Source organism: Devosia riboflavina, assembly GCF_000743575.1.
In the GTDB taxonomy this organism is placed as follows: domain Bacteria; phylum Pseudomonadota; class Alphaproteobacteria; order Rhizobiales; family Devosiaceae; genus Devosia; species Devosia riboflavina.
On record NZ_JQGC01000001.1, the window covers coordinates 146,915 to 166,508 of the forward strand.

The following is a 19,594-nucleotide window of genomic DNA, read 5'->3' on the forward strand; positions in this document are numbered from 1 at the left end:
CACTATCCTTAACAAGTTTGAGGCCGTGGCAGCCGCCGCGGCGATTGGATGGTGAAAGCCGCCTGTTTCAGGCTGCCTTTGTGCCGGAGGGGAAGTGATGGTTACCTACATCAAGAGCGACCTGGAATTCATTCTCAAGCAGATCAAGATTGCCGAAGCACATGCGGCGGGCCAACCTCTCTACGGACCGGGAGGCCTGATCCCCACCTATAATCTGGCCTGGGGCCTGCGCACGGTAAACGGCGAGTACAACAATCTGCTGCACCCCGAATGGGGCTCGGCCGACAATCCCTTCCCCGAACCTCTGGGCAATGACTATCGCGATGCTCAGGGCGGCATGCTCGACCCCGATGGTCCGGGACCTGCCCCCTCATTCCCCACGGCACCCAACTACAACCCCTCGACCAATCCGAACAATGTCGTAATCGACGGCTCCGTCCGGACGATTTCCAACCTGATTGTCGATCAGACACTCGACAATCCCGCCGCCATCATGGTCGCGCTGCAGCGCGCCGGCATCGTCCCCCCTCCGGGCATGACGCTGCTGGATATCGCCATCAGCATTCGGGCCGAGTACCAGCCCGTCAAACCCTTTGTTGAAGCCGCGGAAGCTGCACACGTAGCGGACGTGAATGCTCAGCGGACACTGGCCGCTGCGCTGGCGGCAACGCCCCAGGATCCGGTTGCTGTCGCGGCAGCACAAACTGCCGCAGCGGTAACGGCCTCGGCCTCGGCCACGGCTGACGCCAATCTTGCCACTGCCCGCGGACCGCTGGACGTGCTGCTTGCCGAAAATGGCATCAAGATGGATGGCGACAATATCTCGCTGCCCAATATCGCACCCGACGAAGGCCTGTCGGCCTCGTTCAATTCCTGGTTCACCCTTTTCGGCCAGTTCTTCGATCATGGCCTCGATCTGGTGGGCAAAGGCGGCAGCGGCACGGTGTTCATCCCGCTTCAGCCCGATGACCCGCTCTACGATCCGACGAGCCCGACCAATTTCATGGTGCTCACCCGCGCCACGGTCGGCGCCGGTCCCGACGGCATTCTGGACAATCCCGACACCCTCGACATTGAAAGCACGGACGATGTCCGTCCGATCAACACCACGACGCCTTTCGTCGACCAGAACCAGACCTATACCTCGCACGCTTCGCATCAGGTCTTCCTGCGCGAATATATCCTCGTCGACGGCAAGCCGCAGGCGACGGGCGGCCTGCTTGATGGCGCCAATGGCGGCCTACCCACCTGGGCCGAAATCAAGGCGCAGGCCAAGGCCATGCTGGGCATCGACCTGACCGACTATCACGTCGGCAACCTGCCTCTGCTCGCCACCGACGAATATGGCAATTTCATTCCTCACCCCGTAACGGGATTTGCCCAGGTGGTGATGGTTGGCAATCCGCCGACCCTGGCCTCGGGCACTCCGGCAAACCCGCTCAGCCTCGTCACGGTCACCCCGGACGATGCGAGCGACACGGACACGCTACCCCAGGTCACGCATCTGGCGGTCCGTACCGGCCATGCCTTCCTCGATGACATTGCCCATACCGCGGTTCCTGTCGGCAAGATCGCCGATGGCGACATCGAAATCGGCCTCGCCAATACCGATGGCTCACCCGTCAGTACGTCCTATGACAACGAACTGCTGGACGCCCACTTCGTCACCGGCGACGGCCGCGGCAATGAAAATATTGGCCTCACCGCAGTCCACCACGTGTTCCACTCCGAACACAACCGGCTGATGGCCCACACCAAGGACGTCATCCTCGCGACCAATGATCTCGCCTTCATCAATGAATGGCTGGACGTTGGTTTGACTGCGCTGACCCAGATCGATAGCGACGCTGAGCGCCTGGCGCTCAAGAACGATATCGGCCGCTGGGACGGAGAGCGCCTCTTCCAGGCCGCCAAGTTCGGCACCGAGATGCAATATCAGCACCTCGTCTTCGAAGAGTTCGCCCGCAAGATCCAGCCCAATATCAACGTCTTCCTGGTTCCCGACGGCTACGACGTCACCATCGATCCGACGATCCTCGCCGAGTTCGCCCACGTCGTCTATCGGTTCGGCCATTCCATGCTGACCGAGACGATCGACCGTTACGATCCTTCCTTCACCCCCGATCAGATTGGGCTCATCGAAGGCTTCCTCAATCCGCTTGAATTCGCTTCCCTACCTGACGACGAGATGGCTGGTTCCATCATCCGCGGTATGACGCGACAGGTGGGCAACCATATCGACGAATTCGTCACTAGTGCCCTGCGCAATAACCTACTCGGTCTGCCTCTCGATCTGGCGACCATCAACCTGGCCCGAGGACGCGATACCGGCGTACCCTCGCTCAACGAGGCCCGCCGCCAGTTCTACGAAGCAACCGGCAACGATGCGATCCTGAAGCCCTATGAAAGCTGGGTCGAGTTCGCAAGCCACCTCAAGCATGAAGCCTCGATCATCAACTTCATAGCCGCCTATGGTACGCATCCCCTGATCACGGCAGAGACCACTGTCGAAGGCAAGCGTGACGCCGCCATCACTCTCATTCTGGGCGAGGCTTTCGGCAAATTTGCCGCCATGGACCCTGCCTTCGTCATGCCGGAGGATCGCGAAGCTTTCCTCAATGGTACTGATGGCTATGCCGCAACTCTAGGCGGTCTGGAAAATGTCGATCTCTGGATCGGCGGCCTTGCCGAAGCGATCACCCCTTTCGGCGGCATGCTGGGCTCGACCTTCAACTTCGTCTTCGAAACCCAGATGGAGAAGCTGCAGAACGGCGATCGCTTCTACTACCTGCAGCGCCTCGATGGCCTGCACCTTTTCGGTGAAATGGAAGCAAATTCCTTTGCTGCCATGATCATGCGGAATACCGATGCGACCCATCTGCCATCCGACGTATTCTCGACGCCCGGCCTCATCCTCGAGGTTGATATCACCAAACAGTTCAATGACCTCGATGGTGACGGCATCCTCGAGAGCACCGACCCCATCGGCGATGGGCTGCTCACCCAGTTGGTCATTCGCAACAACCCGGCCACCTCAGGCCCCGACACCAACTATCTGCGCTATACCGGGGGCGACCATGTCCTCCTCGGCGGCACCAATAATGCCGACATCCTGATTGCGGGCATCGGCGACGACACGCTCTTTGGCGATGGCGGCAACGACAATCTCGAGGGCGGCCACGGCAACGACATCATCAATGCCGGCGACGGCGACGATATCGTCCGCGACATGGGTGGCGACGACAATATCAAGGGCGGCGACGGCAACGACGCTATCCACGCCGGTCCCGGCCTTGATCTTGTCATGGGTGGCCGCGGTCAGGACTTCATAGTCCTGGGTACCGATATGGGCTCGGAAGTCTTTGCTGGCGAAGGCAATGACTTCATCTTCGGCAACAAGAATGCCGAACGCATTCTCGGCAACGAGGGCGACGACTGGATTGAAACCGGCACCTTCGATGGCGCCCCTGGCGACAATTTCGATGAAATTTTCGCCCATGACGAAATCGACGGGAACGACGTGTTCCTCGGCGACGGCGGCTTCGACGAGTTCATCGGCGAAGGCGGCGACGACATCATGGTTGGCAGCCCAGGCCGCGGCAAGATGGCCGGCATGTCCGGCTTCGACTGGGCGACCTATAAGGACAATGTCAGCGGCGTGACCGCGGACCTATCTATCCCCATCGTCTTCGACGAGGCGCCCGTCCTGCCGCAAAATGCCTCGCTCGACGAATACGAGTCGATGGAAGGCCTCTCCGGCTCCGCCTTCAACGACATTCTGAAGGGTTCGGAAGAAGACGCCACGACCCGCGTTCCCGCAGCACAGGGCGGCTCAACCGGCTATCTCGGCAGTGCGCTCGACGCTCAGGGCATTGCCCTGATCAACGGTCTTCAGGCGGTTCTAGGCACCGGCGTCACCTCGTTCCTTGCCGGTGACATTATCCTCGGCGGCGACGGCAGCGACGAGATCCAGGGCAATGCCGGAGACGACATCATCGATGGCGACAAGTGGCTCGACGTGCAGATCGGCGTTTTTGCCACGACCGACCCGAACCACACCGGCACGCCCCTTCGTCTCGTCAAGAGCATGAAGGAACTGACCAGCGACGTGTTTGCCGGCCTCATCAACCCCGGCCAGCTCTCCGTCGTCCGCACGATCCGCACCGATGCCACGCCGGGCGACATCGACACCGCCGTGTTCCGCGACGTCAGCACCAATTTCTCCTTCTCGCTCGACGCCGATGGCAGGCTCGTGGTCTCGCATGCGATCGAAGATGGCATCGAGGGCACCGACACCCTCTCCGGCATCGAGCGCCTGCGCTTCACCGATGGCACCTACGCCCTCATCATGGGCACCCCGTTCAACGACAATGGCGGGACCAATGCCGCTACCGACCGCCCCGTCCTTAATGGTACGGATGCCAATGAGATCATCGTCGGCCTCGCCGGCAGCGACATTCTCAACGGCAATGGCGGCAATGACGTCCTGATCGGCGGCACCGATGCGGTGCCCACGACCTATGCCGATAATTTCGAGCCGGCAAACTACACCGGCAATGACGGCACCGCGAACTTCACGGGCGGCTGGACCGAGGCCAATGATGGCACAACCAGCCCGTCGGGCGGCGACATTGAAATCTCCGGTGGGCGCTTGCGCTTCGACGAGAATATCGGCGGCGGCGAGAGCATTTCCCGGACGTTCAGCCTTGCCGGGGCCTCGTCGGCCACAGTGAGCTTCTCATACGAAGACGACAGCCTCGACGACGAAGGCACCGACGAGAACGTCGTGGTGGAGGCATGGAACGGTACGACGTGGGATGCGCTCGGAACGCTCGGGAGTACAACCGATAGCGGCACCGGCACCTTCACGGCCAATTTGTCCGCAGCTCATCTTCGTAGTGATGCGGCCATTCGCTTCCGGGCGGAAGGTAACTGGGAAGACGGCGAGAATTTCTATATCGATAATTTTGTCGTCAGCGTGTTCCGCGGCGACCAGCTCAATGGCGGCCTTGGCAACGACACTTATGGCTTCGGCCTTGCCGACGGCAATGATGTCATCACCGAGACCGGCGGCACCGATCGCATCACCATCGCCCGCGGCACCGCGGCCGTCCCGCTCGCGGCCCTGACCGCCGTCCGCCAGGCCAATGGCGACCTGACCCTCGGCTTCAACGGTCAGACCGTCACGGTAGTCGATGAATTCGACAACGTCGCCAACCGCGTCGAACTGGTGAACTTCAGCAACAATGTCTATGGCGGCACCGTGCTCGCCGGTGACTATGCAATCAGTTTCGACACCAATGACGACGACGACGGCGACGGTGTCGACGAACTCGGGCCCGTCGATCCAAATACCAGCTCGCTCGTCATCGGCACAACGGCCGGAGACAATCTCCTTGGCAGTGGCGAAAACGACGTCCTCTTCGGCGGTGCCGGCAACGACACGCTCACAGGCGACGGCGGCAATGACCTGCTCATCGGCGGCGCCGGCAATGACGACATGATCGGCAATGACGGCGACGACACCTATGAGGTCAATGCCGGCGGCGACGACATCACCGAAAATGCCAATGAAGGCATCGACACAGTCATGGCGTCGATCAACTACGATCTCGACGACCTCGATCTCGAAAACCTGATGTTCACGGGCACCGCCAACCTGAATGGCGACGGCAATGCCAACGCCAACCAGATCACTGGCAATGCGGGCAACAACAACCTGAACGGCCTTGGCGGCAACGACATCATCGATGGTGGTGCCGGCAACGACACGCTCACGGGCGGCGCCGGCAGCGACACGATCATTGGTGGCCTCGGAACGGACACCGCCGTCTTCGCCGGCGCGGCCAGTGCCTATGACTATGCCGTCAACGCGGCGGGCCAGCTCGTGGTCACGCACCGCAATGGCGGTGCCGATGGCACGGACACCCTGACCGGTATCGAAAACCTTTCGCTCGGTGGCACCACCTACGCCATCGTCACCGGCACCAATGTCGATGATCCAGCTCTCAACGGGCCTAGTGGCGCCAACAACAGCCAACTGGTGCTTGGCCTCGACGGCAATGACACGCTCAATGGTGGCGCCGGCAATGACATCCTGCTCGGTGGCGCTGGCAACGACATCCACAATGGGGGAACGGGTAACGACGTCATGGGCGGCGGCGGCGGCAACGACACCTATATCGTCGACAGCGCGGGCGATATCGTCGACGAAGCGGCTAATGCGGGTATTGACCAGGTCAATTCCTCTATGAGCTTCACTTTGGGTGCCAATGTCGAAAACCTGACGCTGACCGGCACGAACAATGGCGTCAACGGCACGGGCAATGCGCTCGACAACACTATCAACGGCAGTGACGGCGAGAACCAGCTCTTTGGCGGCGGAGGCAATGACGTCATCAATGGCGGCGCCGGCAACGACCTGCTTGATGGCGGAACGGGCAACGACACGCTCAATGGTGGTACGGGCAATGACTCCATCATCGGCGGCGAAGGCAACGACACCATCACTGTCAGCGATGGCAACGATACCCTGCGTTATACTGCCAACGGCTTTGGTGCCGACATCGTCAACGGCTTCGATGCTGATGCTGCGGGCGGGCAGGACCTTATCGACCTCACCGGCATGGGCATCAGCGCTGCCAATTTTGCTACCCGCGTCGCGATCTCTGATGTGACCGACCCGAGCGGTGCTCTCATCACTATTGATGGCGGCATCGCCGGTGCCGGTGGCACCATCCGCCTCAACGGCGTGACGTCGGCATCGCTGACCCAGGCCGATTTCGTGCTCGCAACTTCCTCCTTCACTCCGATAACGGGCACCAATACCGGCCAGACGCATCTGGGCACCAACGTCCCAGAACTGATCAATGCACTTGGAGGCAATGACACAGTCAATGCCAGCGGCGGCAACGACGTTGTCAATGGCGGCGAAGGTGCCGACATTCTCAACGGCGGTGAAGGCAACGACACCCTGACTGGCGGCCTGGGCGCCAACGCAGGCACTTTTGCCGACGACTTTGGCGGTGGCATCTCCTACACCGATAACAATGGCACGCTGCTCTTCAATGGTGGCTGGACCGAAGGGGGCGGCGAAAACACCGACGACAATTCCGGCGATATCCAGGTCAACACCGGCAGCGGCGGCCGTCTGCACTTCAACGAGGCAATTGACGGTGGCGAGTTCATCCAACGCGCCTTCGATCTCACAGGTGCCACATCCGCTTCCGTACAGTTCGCCTATGTCGGTGACACCAGCTTGACCGGCGATGAGAACGTAACCGTCCAGGCCTGGAACCACACGACCAACGATTGGCAGACTCTGACCGGAGGAGCGCTGAGCACGGCCAGTGGCAACTTCAACCTGGCCCTGTCGGCTGCACAGATCGGCCCCCAGTCCGCCATCCGTTTCATCGCGAACGGCAATTGGGACGACGGTGACAATTTCTTCATCGACAACTTCGTGGTCACGGCTTCGGGCACTAATCTCGGCGCGGACACCGTCAATGGCGATGCGGGCGATGACACCATCGTCTGGAACGCCAATGCGGCCAATCCCACCGACGGCCGTCAGGTCGTCAATGGCGGCACCGAAGGCGCCGCTGGCGACACCTTCGTGATCAACGGCCGGACGGGTGCTGAAACCTACACGATCTTCACCCGTGCCGCCTTTGCCGCGATTGTTGGCAATAGCCTCGCCAACTTCAACGCCGCGACGGAAATCATCGTCACCCGCAACGGCACCAACAATGCCTCCGTGATCGCCGAGCTGCGGGAAATCGAGGAAATCCGCATCAATGGGTTTGACCCCAACGGCACCGGTTCCCCGGGCGGCGACACCTTCAATATCGTGGGCGATTTCTCGGCCACGAGCCTGCGCCTCAATACCATCACCATCGATGGCGATGCGGGCGACGACACGATCGACATATCGTCCTTGAGTTCCGCCCATCGCATCGTCTTCAAGTCCAATGGCGGCCACGACACGATCATCGGCACCCTGCGCCCGCAGGATGTCATCGAACTGCCGCCGGGCACGACCATGGACGACTTCGTCGAGACCACGGACGAGAACGGGGTCACCACGCTCAGCGATGGCGAACACTCGATCCGCTACGTCTCCCATGGCGGCCCGCCGATCATCGATGACGACGATGATGAAGAAGAAGATGATGAAGACGACGATGACGACGATCACGTTCCTGGCGACGACGAAGACGACTGGGACGATGAAGACGATGGCGATGATGATGGGCCTGATGTCGGTGGTCCGGTACTTGGGACGCCGCAGGATGATGTCCTGCTCGGGACTTCGGGTGGCGACCTGGTGTTCGGCTTTGCCGGCACGGACTACATCATCGCCAATGCCGGTGTAGACGTCATTCGGGCCGGCGCCGGTGATGACTTCGTCGATGCCGGCTCGGGCCGAGACATCATCTTTGCCGATGATGGCGATGACGATGTCTTCGGCGGCGATGATGACGACCTCATCTATGGCGAAGGTGGCCATGATCGGCTCTTCGGTGGATCAGGCAATGACCTCGTCGATGCCGGTGACGGCAATGACACGGTCTTCGGCGGGGCCGGCAACGACCTCTTCGTGGCTTCGCTCAACGATGGCAACGACACCTATTACGGTGGCGAGCTCTCGGGCGACAGTGGCAATGACACGCTCGACATGGCCTTCCTCACCAGCGATGCCACTGTCGATCTCGGCACCGGTGTCGGCGGCCGCGGCAGCGCGGTCTCGGCAGAGAGCGGGGTAGACACGCTCTATGGCGTCGAAAACGTCACCACCGGCTCGGGCAATGACGTGATCACCATGTCCAATGCCGTCAATGTGGTGGATGGCGGGGCGGGCGAAGACATCTTCGTCTTCGGTTCCACTGCAGCCGCCCATGGCGACACCATCCGCGGCTTTGAAGCCGGCGACAAGATCGACCTCTCGGGGATCGACGCCAATGCCGGGGTGGCGGGGAACGATACCTTCACCCTCCAAAGCGGCCAGGCTGCGACCGCCCCGGGCCAGATCGTGGTCACCCATGAGACGCGCGAGGATGGGGAATATACCGTCATCTCGGGCAATACCGCCGGGGACAATGCGCCCGAGTTCCGGATCAGCATTGCCGGCAATCACACCCTGACCGGCTCGGACTTCAACCTCTAGCCTCCAACTGCCCGGCCGGTACCCACCGGCCGGGCTTTTTCTTCTTCCAAAAGACCATCCATCCATTCTTCGGGGGCCGATCATGGCATCGACGACAAAGGCATTGGCCGAACATCGCGGCGACGAGATGCTGCGCAAGGAGTTCAAGGGCGTCGCGGTCTTCCTGTTCTGGATCTCGGGCATCATCAATGTGCTGGCTTTGACCGGCTCGTTCTACATGCTGCAGATCTATGATCGGGCCCTGACCAGCGGCTCCATTCCGACCCTGGCAGCCCTCTCCATCCTCGTCATCGGCCTCTATCTCTTCCAGGGCGTCTTCGACATCGTGCGCAGCCAGCTCCTCGTCCGTATCGGCGCGCGCTTCGATCGCATGCTGGCCCCCATTGCCCATCGTGTCAGCGTCGACATGCCCCGCTTCGGTTTTTCCACCGGCGAGGCCCTGGAACGCGGCCGCGATGTCGACACCATCCGCACTTTTATGGGCAGCCAGGGCCCGGTGGCCCTCTTCGACCTGCCCTGGGTGCCGCTCTATATTCTGTTCGTCTACTTCCTCCACCCCGTGCTCGGCGCCCTGACCCTGGGCGGGGCTTTCGTCCTGACCCTCCTCACCATCTGGACCGAACTCAAGTCGCGCAAACTGGCCGCCGCCGCCCAGCAGGCTTTCCTCACCCGCAATGCCGTGGCCGATTCCAATGCCCGCAATGCCGATATCCTCAAGGCCATGGGCTTTGCCGGAAGGGCGGTCAGCCGCTTCAACGAGGTCAATCAGGACCACCTGACCCTGCAGACCCGCGCCAGCGATGTCATCGGCACCTTTGGCGCCTTCTCGCGCATTTTGAGGATGGTGCTGCAATCGGCTTTGCTCGGCGTCGGCGCTTACCTGACGATCCAGGGCCAGATGTCTGCCGGCGCCATCATCGCCGTCTCGGTCGCCTCCTCCCGCGCTCTCGCCCCCATCGACATGGCCATCGGCAATTGGAAGGGCGTCGTCGCCGCCCGCCAGGCGTTCAAGCGCCTGCGCGATACCATGGTGGCCCTCTCCAATATGACCAAACCGATCGACCTGCCGGCCCCGACCAAGTCGCTCAAGGTCGACAAGATCTCCGTGGCCGCCCCCGCTTCGGGCCGCGTGTTGTTGACGGAAGTCGGCTTCGAGCTCAACGCCGGCCAGGGTCTTGGGGTGATCGGCCCCAGCGGCGGCGGCAAGACCACGCTCGTTCGTGCCCTCACCGGCATCTGGCCGGCCCTCCGCGGCGCCATCCGCCTCGACGACGCCGACCTCACCCAATGGGATGAGGAAAAACTCGGTCAATATATCGGCTATCTCCCGCAAGACGTGGCGCTTCTCGATGGCACGATCGTCGAAAACATCACCCGCCTCTCGCCCCAGCGCGATGCCCGCGCCATTGTCGCGGCCACCAGAGCCGCCGGCGTCCACGAGATGATCGTGCGCCTTCCCGATGGCTATGATACCCAGCTCGGTCCCATGGGCACCGCCCTCTCGGCCGGCCAGCGCCAGCGCATCGGTCTTGCCCGTGCCCTTTATGGCGATCCCTTCGTCGTCATCATGGACGAGCCCAATGCCTTCCTCGATGCCGAGGGCGAAGCGGCATTGAACCTCGCCATTCGCCAGATCCGCGCCCGCGGCGGCATTGCCGTGGTCGTTGCCCATCGGCCATCGATCCTCGCCGAAGTCGACATGGTCGCCGTCATCCAGAACGGCCGGCTTACCGCCTTCGGACCCAAGGAAGAGATCGTCGCCGGCCAGCGCCAGGCAAACCTCAATACCAATGCCAATGGCTTGAAGGTGGTCGAGCCGCGCACGGAAACGGGAGGCATGGCATGATCATCGAGGCCAAATCCAGCCAGCAGCAACAAAAGACCGATCCGGCCGACCTCAGGAAAAAGCTCGAGTTCAACGTCCCCGAAAAGGCCTCGCGCCTGCCGGTCTATCTCGCCCTCTTCTTCACCGGCATCGCCGCCTACATAAAAAGCGCCTTTCCGGCCCAATCCCAGGACCATGTGCCCGGCGCCGAGCCCAATCCCGCCGCCAATAGCGGCGCCCCGCGCGGCACCCGCCAGGAGCCGGGCGGTCCCGGGGTCGATCTCATGACCACCGGCTCCATCGAGGAGGAGCAACATCCCAGAAGCGCGGTGCGCCACGCGACCGGGGACTGGGACGAGCCCTTCACCATGCCCGACCCCATCGCCTTCCACTATACCGCGGCCTCCTTCGACTTCCTCGGCCCCAATGTCGCCCCCTTCTTCCCCGCCGCCGTCCACTACCGGCCGCAGAACGACAATGCCGCCCTCGTCGATCGCGCCGAACCGAACCTCTCCACCGCTCCTGCGGCCCCCAAATCCCATCATGACGCCGATACCCAAAACCCCGACGAGGACGAGGGCGGCAATGACAACGACAATGACGCGGAAGACGAGGACGACGACGAGGATCAGGACGAAAACATCAACCGCGCCCCCACCGTGCTCGGCCCCGTCCGCCTCCACGATGTCTTTGCTGGCCAGGTGGTCCTGATCGGCCTCTCCCAACTGCTCTTCGGCGCAACCGATCCCGACAATGACATCCTGACCATCAACGACCTCACCGCCACTGGCGGCACCCTGGTGCAAACCAATCACGGCTGGTCCTTCATCACCGTTCCCGGCATGCTCGGTCTCGTCACCTTCACCTATGAGATCAGCGACGGAGGCAATGACACCATCATCGCCGGGCAAGGCGACGACACCGTCTCCGGAGGTGACGGCGACGACGTCATCTATGGAAACGACGGAAACGACACTCTCTCGGGCAATGACGGCAATGACATCATCAACGGGGGAGAGGGCGACGACACCATCGACAGCGGCGAAGGCGATGACGAGGTCGATGCCGGCGCTGGTCACGACAGGATCGCCGGCAATGCCGGAAATGATCGTGTGGATGGCGGCGAAGGCCGCGACACGCTCGACTACTCAACCTTCACGGCCGACATCCACCTCGACCTTGCCGCCGGCATCGCCACAAGCGACGAAATCGGTGAAGACCTCTTCAAGAACATCGAGGAATTTATCGGTGGCGACGGCAATGACACCTTCGTCTTCGGCGCCACCGGCGCTGTCGTCACCGGCGGGCGTGGCGACGATCTCTTCATCTTCACCGTTTCCGACGAACGCCCGACGCTCAGCCACCAGCTTGTCTATGGCATTCTTGATTTCGTCGTCGGCGACCGCATTCACGTTGCCGATTATGAAATATCGCGAAGAGCGGAGCGACTCGAAGAGGAGCGCTTTGGCGATGTCTACGACGCCATCGACGATGGCTTCGAGGAGGGTCTGCCGATCCGCATCACCTATGCCCATTACGACGACATGGACCACACAATCATCGAGGCCGATGTCGATCGCAACGACTTCTACGAAATCTCCATAACCCTTGATGGCGTCCATCTGCCTTTGGCCGTCGGCAATCATGTCGCCTGATCGGCGACCAGGAGTGAACAGATGACGACCATGGATATGTCGGCCCCCTATGCGCGCGCCAATCTCAACCGCAGCAAGGTGAAAAGCTCCGATTTCTCCCTGCGCGGCCGCGTGATGACCGGCAGCATCGCGGCCATCCTTCTGCTCGGCGGCATTGGCGGCTGGGCTGCCACCGCCAAACTTTCCGGTGCGGTTATTTCGAGCGGCACCGTGCTCGTCGCCGAGAATGTCAAAGTTATCCAGCACCCCGATGGCGGCGTGGTCCAGGCGATCAACGTCCATAAAGGCCAGCACGTCACGTCCGGTGACGTCCTGCTTCGCCTCGACGATGTCCAGATCCGCGCCGAGCGCTCAATCCTGATGGGCCAGCTCGCCGAACTCATCGCCCGGCAATCAAGATTGATCGCCGAACGCGACGCGGCCAAGGAAATCTCGTTTCCGCTCGATTTCCTCGCCACCTATCCCGATGCCATCCTGATACTCCACGGCGAGCAGCAATTGTTCGAAAGCACGACGAGGAACCGCGAGTCCCAGCGCGAGCAACTGCAATTGCAGGTTTCGCAGCTCGAAGAAGAAATCGGCGGCCTGCAATTCCAGGCTACTGCCCTCGCCGACGAACTGACCCTTGCGCGCGAAGAACGCGACCGCATGGGCTCGCTCTCCGAAAAGGGCCTGATTGAGACCACCCGCCTCAATGTCGCCGACCGCGAACTGGCCCGCATGCTCGGCTCCCAGGGCGAGCTGACCGCCAGCATTGCCCGCTCCAATGCCCGCATCAGCGAAATCAAGCTGCAGATCCTCGCCATCGATGATGTCGCCTATACCGAGGCCCAGCGTGAGCTGCGCGCCGTCACGGCCAATATCGCCGAGCTGAGCGATCGTCTTGTGGCAGTGGAAGACCGCCTCGAGCGGACCCTCATCCGCGCGCCGGTAAGCGGTTCGGTCAACGAGCTCGCCGTCACGACCCTCGGCGGCGTCGTGGGCTCGGCCGAGCGCCTCCTCACCATCGTGCCCGACGATGCCGATCTCTCCATCGAGTTCCGCGTCGCCATAAACGATATCGACCAGATCCTGCCTGGCCAGGAAGTAAAACTCCGCTTCAGCGCCTTCGACCAGCGCACGACCCCCGAAATCCCGGCCGTCGTCTCGCGCATCTCGGCGGCTGCCACCAGCGACCCCCAGAGCGGCCAGAGCTACTATGTCGCCGAAGCCAGCGTGACCGGCGACCTCTCGGTTCTCGGCAATCGCGGCCTCATTCCCGGCATGCCGGTAGAGGTCTTTGTCCAGACCCAGGAACAGGTCGCCATTGCCTATTTCGTCAAGCCTTTCACCGATCAGATTTCCCGCGCTTTCCGAGAACAGTAAGTACTACTGACATTCGGGTTAATCACATTTGCAAACTCCCAAATAAAGGGAATTTACCGATCCTTAATTAAGTCGTAGGCTTCAAAGTGCAAGGAAAAGTGGGGTCGCAGCAAATACTGCTGGTGCGCAATGAGGAAACCTATCAGAGTTGCAATCGCTGACGACCACCCGGTTTTACTGGCCGGAATGGTCTCCCTTTTCGCCGGAAGCGACCGGCACGAGATCGTCGGACAGGCCGACAGTGCCGATGCCAGCATGGAGCTGGTCCGGACCCTCGCCCCCGACGTCATCATCATGGATCTGAGTATGCCGGGCGATGTTTTCCGGACCATTGCCCAGATCGGGGCGACCGCCCCGGATACCAAGATCGTCGTTTTCACCGCCTATTGCAGCATCGAATCCGCGCTCAAGGCGCTCGATGCCGGCGCCACCGGCTTTGCCCTCAAAGGCAGCCCCTCTTCCGAACTTCTCGAAGCCATCGATACCGTCATGGCCGACCAGATGTTCGTCACCCGCCAATATGCCAGCCAGGTCATGAATGGCCTGCGCGATCGTGCCCGCCGGCAGGCGCTAGACGAAGCCGTCCGCCTCAATGTCCGCGAAAAGCAGATCGTCGGCCACCTCATGCAGGCCCGCACCAATCGCGAGATCGCGGCGGCTCTGCACATCAGCGAAAAGACCGTCAAACACTACATGACCGGCCTCATGCTCAAGCTCAAGGCCCGCAACCGCGTGGAAGTCGTCATCGCTTCGCGCCTCAGCCAGGAACAGGCCGACGCCCGCTCCTGAGGGGCGTGTCTGTTCCTAGAGCATTTCACGCTACGATTGAGTCTCAAGTGCTTCCCACCCCGCCGGGGTGAAGTCGGAGGATGGGGATAGCTCAGATCAAAGGTGAAGCGACCTAATACACCGGTGATCGTCTTCCAGACCAACGCGACTTTCCAAAGTCACTGCGTCATTCAGCGATTGCGCAGCATCAAATGCCGTTCCCAGGCAAAAGCCGTATCGACAATCGTATAGAGATCATTGAGGCGCGGCACCCAGCCCAAGAGCATGCGCGCCTTCTGCCCGGTCGCCGTTACCGAAGCCGGATCGCCCTCCCGGCGTGGCGCTTCATTGACCCGGAAAGGCACGCCGGAAATCTCGCGCACCGCCTCGATCACCTGCCGCACGGAATAGCCCTGGCCATAGGCGCAGTTGATGGTGCTGCTTTCCATCCCGGCCCGCAAATGTTTCAGCAGCAAGGCATGCGCGGCGATGAGATCGGTGACGTGGATATAGTCGCGCACCCCGGTTCCATCCGGCGTATCGAAATCGGTCCCATAGATATCGATATGATCCCGCTGCCCGAGCGCGGTCTGACAAGCCACCTTGATCAGGTGGCTCGCATGCGGCGTCGATTGTCCCGTGCGCATCCCGGGATCGCCCCCCGCCACGTTGAAATAGCGCAGCACGCCGAAAGTCATGGGATGGGCGGCCGCCACATCGGCCAGCATCCATTCCGTCATCAGTTTCGAGCGTCCATAGGGCGACATGGGATTGAGCGGGCTCGTCTCGACCACCGGTTCTAGCCCGGTCATGCCATAGACCGCCGCCGTCGAGGAAAAGATGAAATGCCTGATCCCAGCGCGCACCGCCGCATCGATCAGATTGCGCGAGGTCGCGGTATTATTGGCGTAATATTTAAGCGGATCCACCACCGATTCCGGCACTACGATAGAGCCGGCAAAATGTACGATTTCCGATATCTCGTATTCTTCGATCAACCGTGCGACCAGCGCGATATCGCCGGCATCGCCCCGCACGAAAATCGCTCTGCTGTCGATCGCCCAATCAAAACCGGTCACCAGATTGTCGAGCACGACAACCGTCTCGCCGGCATCGGCGAGATTGAGCACCATGTGGCTCCCGATATATCCGGCCCCGCCGGTGACGAGTATCGCCATATCGACCTCCTGAAGCATACCTTGTGAATGCCAACTATTCGGCCGTGACAATCGTGCCCGTGGCACTCTCGGCACGACGTGCCCCATAGCTATCTCGCCACGCGGCCGACGCCACTGGCCCCGCCGGCTTCTTGCCACCGCGGCTGCGAACCATTTCACGAAGATAGTCCTCGTCCTGGCGCGAGATCGCGATCAGGTCGGCACGCTTCAGGATACGGAAATTGGCGCTATTGATGACGGCGATGGTGCCCCGCCGAACCAGGGCCTGAATGGAGCGGCTGACGCTTTCTTCGGTCGTCGCGAGATAAGCGGCAAAGTCGCGCCGGTTGATCGGCACATGCACGACCCCGGCTTTACGGTCCTCGTCCGACCCGGCCAGGAGTTTTAGCACCATGAAGGTCGACACCCGCTCGATGACGCTGGTGCAGGCAAGAACCAGAATACGCTCATGCGCCTCGTCGAGTTGGTGCAGGTTTTCCATATGGATGAAATGTTCGAGTTCGGGATCAGCCACCAATTGCGCCTCAAAGGCCGAGCGTTCGAAGCAAGCAACGATGACATTGCTGGCCGCCTCGATGGTAAATTCGGTAGCCACGCCAAAGATGCGTCCGAAAAAACCGGGCGCCTCGATGATCCCGATAATATTGGATCGGCCGTCAGGCAGAAACGTCACGAGCTTCACTGCCCCGGACACGACATAGCCGACGATATCTTTCATGCCGGATTCGTAAATCGTCTCCCCTTGAGAGAATTCGCGCATCCGCCCCGAGGCAATCGACCGATCCGCCAATCTTTTCAATGACGAAGGAAAGTCGCTTCGATGGATAAACTGATTCGTCATTTCGCTCTCCTTGCCCCTTCAAGTGCAATTAGAGCCGAGCCAGTCGAAGCCTTCTATTCACGATGGTCGCATCAATATTCAGACAAAGGCACCGCCCGAAAAATGACGTTGGTCGCGTGCCGATCAGACCTTGGTCCCATCCAAAGGAAAAAGCTCAATTCGAAATCGATACAAATGCCCAAACTGCTGACATGACGGGAATTTGAAGCTGTATGGCGTTAAGGATTTTCACTATTTTGTGTCTTCAGCTTTCTTGGGTATGGCGCCCAAGCAACGAGGGTCGGAGTAGAAACGGGCATGCCAAGTCAACCTCCCGCTGTCTCCTGCGCGATCAGCAGGGCACCAATCAGCCCGCTATCATGGGTCAGTTCAGCAGGCACGACCTCGGGCCGGAAAAGCGCCGGTTCATCCTGCAAATGCCCGAGCACACGTGCCAGATAGCCCGGCGCCAAGCCGATACTCCCGCCGACGGCCACACGATCAAGGCCAAGGATCGCGGTCAAATCGCCGATCAGCCCGGCGATCGCCGCCGCGGAGCGGTCGATGAGCAGCTCAAAGCCGCCATGTTCGAAAACCGAGCGTGCATCGTGCAATCCGGCCGCGGCAGCAATCGCCCTCCCGCCGGCGACGCTCTCAACGGTTCCAAAACGGCCCGAGCCACACCGCTGATCGCCGAGACGGCTCCCCGCAAAGCCCACATGACCGGCAAGGCCATTGCCGCTATCGATCAGTCTGCCGCCCAGAACCAGCCCTCCCCCCACGCCGGTGGAAACTGTCAGATAGGCAAAATTGTAGGCGCCCCGCCCGGCCCCCAGCCGTGCCTCGGCCAAGGCGGCTGCGGCAGCATCGTTGGCGCAATGCGCCCGCGCACCGAACCGTGCCCGTAGCGTCGCCCCCAATGGCGCAGCACTGATCCCGCGAAGCGTGCCGGTATTGATGGCATGCCAGTCCCCATGCCGATCCACACGGCCCGTGACGGCAACTCCCAGCGGCTCGCCATGCGCATAGCCCAGTTCTGCCAGGAGGTCTGCGATCACCCTGACTTGGGCGTCCAGCTCCGCGCTTCCATCGGTCGCCTTCTGCAACCGGACCACAACCTGCCCATCCTCGATCCGGGCAGCAGCGGTCTTGGTGCCGCCGAGATCAACAGCAAAACCCGAAACGCTCATCTCGCGCCCCGTATGGCCGAAGCAAACCACCCCGTCACATGTTCAAGCCGCGTCAGCGCACTCCCCACCGTCACCGCATCTGCACCCGCAGCAATGGCGCGCGCAGCCAGTTCTGGGGTGTTGATCCGACCCTCGGCCATGACAAAACCGCCAAGAGCCTTGAAGGCCGCAATCAATTCAAAATCCGGCCCTTCGTGCCGCCCCTCCGTCTCGACCGTATAGCCAGACAGGGTTGTGCCGATCACCGACGCACCACCGGCGAGGGCAACGCGCCCATCCTCAAGCGTGGCGCAATCGGCCATAGCCAGGCACCCACGCCCAAGAATAGCCGCCAGCACATCTTCCCGCGCGCTGGGCCGCCCGCGCGGCGTCGCGTCATAGGCAATGATATCGGCCCCGGCATCGGCCAGCGCCAGAGCATCATCCACCGTCACCGTGATCCGCACCGAGCTATCCGGCAGATCCGTTTTGACGATGCCGATGATCGGAACACCAACGACCGACCGCACGGCACGAAGATTGTCGACCCCCTCAATCCGCAAACCAACCGCGCCGCCGGCCACGGCCGCCTGGGCCATGGCCGCAACGATCTCAGGCCGGTCCATCGGACCATCATCCACGGGTTGGCACGAGGCGACGAGGCCGCCCCTGAGCCGTTGCAGCACACTCATCCCAACGCCTCTCACGCAGCCCGTTTCACGAGGCCGACATCCTTCACGATGGCACGAATCTTGTCGATGGTAGCGCCGTCGAGCGGTTTGATCGGCGCAGTCATCGTCGCCGAACTCAGAAGCCCCACCTCGGCCATCGCCGCCTTGAATGCACCAACCCCGGCCGCATCGCCCGAGCGCCCCGTCGAGCAGAAGACGATTTCAAACAGACGATTGAGATAGTCCTGCTCGGCAATGGCCTCGTCGATCCGCCCCGCCTGCGCCGCAGCCCAAAGCCGCACATAGGCGCCAGCATCGACATTGGCGAGGCCCGGAACGGCTCCATCGGCCCCGATCAGCGCCATGGCATCGACAACCACTTCGTGGCCGGTAAACAGCGCCAACGGATGCCCCGCGGCCTCGTTCATGGCAATCAATCGTCGGAAGCCGACATCGTCGCCCGAGGAATCCTTTACCCCGACAATGACCCCTTCCTTGCCCAGCTCGACCAGGAGCTTGGCAGAGAGCTTGCGATGCACGCGCACCGGAATGTCATAGGCGAAAAGCGGCACATCGATGCCGGCCTGGATTAGCCGGAAATGATCGGCCACCTCCGCTTCGTCATTGATCGTATAGACCGGCGCCGTCGCCACGATGGCGTCAGCCCCAGCCGCCACCAGCGCTCGCGCGCCCTCGGCAATGCGCGCCGCCGTTAGGTCGATGGCCCCGGCAATCACCGGAACCCGCCCGGCCGCCGCCTTGCTGACAGCCTTGACGATAGCCACCCGATCCGCGTCGGTGAGATAGGCCACCTGCCCCGTCGACCCCAGCGCGAAAATGCCGTCGACGCCCGAGACGATCAGGTGTTCGACGAGCCTTTCGAGGTCGCCATAATTGATGCTGCCATCGGCATTGAGCGGCGTGACGATGGGGGGAATTATGCCCTGATAACTGTGCTTGGTCATGGTCTTTCTAGG

The 19,594-nt window shown here is 61.6% G+C and carries 10 protein-coding genes; 5 read left to right on the top strand and 5 right to left on the bottom strand.

Going from position 1 to position 19,594, the window contains the following annotated elements; translation table 11 throughout:
- Positions 1–97 precede the first annotated feature (97 nt).
- The 5 genes from JP75_RS26115 (at position 98) to JP75_RS00625 (ending at position 14,800) form a co-directional block, all read left to right on the top strand.
- Positions 98–9,166 (top strand): peroxidase family protein, encoded by a 9,069-nt coding sequence (locus tag JP75_RS26115; RefSeq protein WP_051960051.1) that lies wholly within the window; start codon positions 98–100, stop codon positions 9,164–9,166.
- Positions 9,167–9,293: 127 nt separating this feature from the next.
- Positions 9,294–11,012 carry a type I secretion system permease/ATPase gene (locus tag JP75_RS00610; protein ID WP_425277250.1) on the top strand — a complete coding sequence of 573 codons (1,719 nt, stop codon included), beginning with the start codon at positions 9,294–9,296 and terminating at the stop codon, positions 11,010–11,012.
- The gene (locus JP75_RS00615; RefSeq protein ID WP_035077699.1) at positions 11,009–12,646 is read left to right on the top strand and encodes a calcium-binding protein; all 1,638 of its coding nucleotides are present in this window, start codon (positions 11,009–11,011) and stop codon (positions 12,644–12,646) included. Before JP75_RS00610 ends, JP75_RS00615 begins: the two co-directional genes overlap by 4 nt.
- Before the next feature lie 21 nt (positions 12,647–12,667).
- Complete coding sequence (locus JP75_RS00620; protein WP_035077701.1) at positions 12,668–14,011, top strand: HlyD family type I secretion periplasmic adaptor subunit; 1,344 nt, start codon at positions 12,668–12,670, stop codon at positions 14,009–14,011.
- Between the two features lie 129 nt (positions 14,012–14,140).
- Positions 14,141–14,800, top strand: coding sequence for a response regulator (locus JP75_RS00625; protein ID WP_035077704.1), 660 nt, complete (start codon positions 14,141–14,143; stop codon positions 14,798–14,800).
- Between the two features lie 170 nt (positions 14,801–14,970).
- Here the strand turns inward: JP75_RS00625 and galE are convergent, their stop codons facing one another.
- From galE to JP75_RS00650, 5 genes are all read right to left on the bottom strand, one after another.
- A complete protein-coding gene (gene galE, locus JP75_RS00630) occupies positions 14,971–15,957 on the bottom strand; it encodes a UDP-glucose 4-epimerase GalE (RefSeq protein WP_035077707.1) in 987 nt (328 codons plus the stop codon).
- 34 nt (positions 15,958–15,991) lie between these two features.
- A complete protein-coding gene (locus tag JP75_RS00635; RefSeq protein WP_084587339.1) occupies positions 15,992–16,798 on the bottom strand; it encodes a cyclic nucleotide-binding domain-containing protein in 807 nt (268 codons plus the stop codon).
- Between the two features lie 305 nt (positions 16,799–17,103).
- Positions 17,104–17,967 carry an ROK family protein gene (locus JP75_RS00640; RefSeq protein WP_035077713.1) on the bottom strand — a complete coding sequence of 288 codons (864 nt, stop codon included), beginning with the start codon at positions 17,965–17,967 and terminating at the stop codon, positions 17,104–17,106.
- Positions 17,964–18,638 carry a putative N-acetylmannosamine-6-phosphate 2-epimerase gene (locus JP75_RS00645; protein ID WP_035077716.1) on the bottom strand — a complete coding sequence of 225 codons (675 nt, stop codon included), beginning with the start codon at positions 18,636–18,638 and terminating at the stop codon, positions 17,964–17,966. Before JP75_RS00645 ends, JP75_RS00640 begins: the two co-directional genes overlap by 4 nt.
- Before the next feature lie 11 nt (positions 18,639–18,649).
- Entirely contained in the window at positions 18,650–19,582 is a 933-nt protein-coding gene (locus JP75_RS00650) for a dihydrodipicolinate synthase family protein (protein WP_035077719.1), read from the bottom strand.
- Positions 19,583–19,594 lie beyond the last annotated feature (12 nt).

Excerpts from the sequence above, each read along its gene's own strand:
- JP75_RS00640 (WP_035077713.1), bottom strand. The coding sequence starts at position 17,967 with ATGAGCGTTTCGGGTTTTGCTGTTGATCTCGGCGGCACCAAGACCGCT.
- JP75_RS00620 (WP_035077701.1), top strand. The coding sequence starts at position 12,668 with ATGACGACCATGGATATGTCGGCCCCCTATGCGCGCGCCAATCTCAAC.
- JP75_RS26115 (WP_051960051.1), top strand. The coding sequence starts at position 98 with ATGGTTACCTACATCAAGAGCGACCTGGAATTCATTCTCAAGCAGATC.
- JP75_RS00635 (WP_084587339.1), bottom strand. The coding sequence starts at position 16,798 with ATGACGAATCAGTTTATCCATCGAAGCGACTTTCCTTCGTCATTGAAA.
- galE (WP_035077707.1), bottom strand. The coding sequence starts at position 15,957 with ATGGCGATACTCGTCACCGGCGGGGCCGGATATATCGGGAGCCACATG.
- JP75_RS00650 (WP_035077719.1), bottom strand. The coding sequence starts at position 19,582 with ATGACCAAGCACAGTTATCAGGGCATAATTCCCCCCATCGTCACGCCG.
- JP75_RS00625 (WP_035077704.1), top strand. The coding sequence starts at position 14,141 with ATGAGGAAACCTATCAGAGTTGCAATCGCTGACGACCACCCGGTTTTA.
- JP75_RS00610 (WP_425277250.1), top strand. The coding sequence starts at position 9,294 with ATGCTGCGCAAGGAGTTCAAGGGCGTCGCGGTCTTCCTGTTCTGGATC.
- JP75_RS00615 (WP_035077699.1), top strand. The coding sequence starts at position 11,009 with ATGATCATCGAGGCCAAATCCAGCCAGCAGCAACAAAAGACCGATCCG.
- JP75_RS00645 (WP_035077716.1), bottom strand. The coding sequence starts at position 18,638 with ATGAGTGTGCTGCAACGGCTCAGGGGCGGCCTCGTCGCCTCGTGCCAA.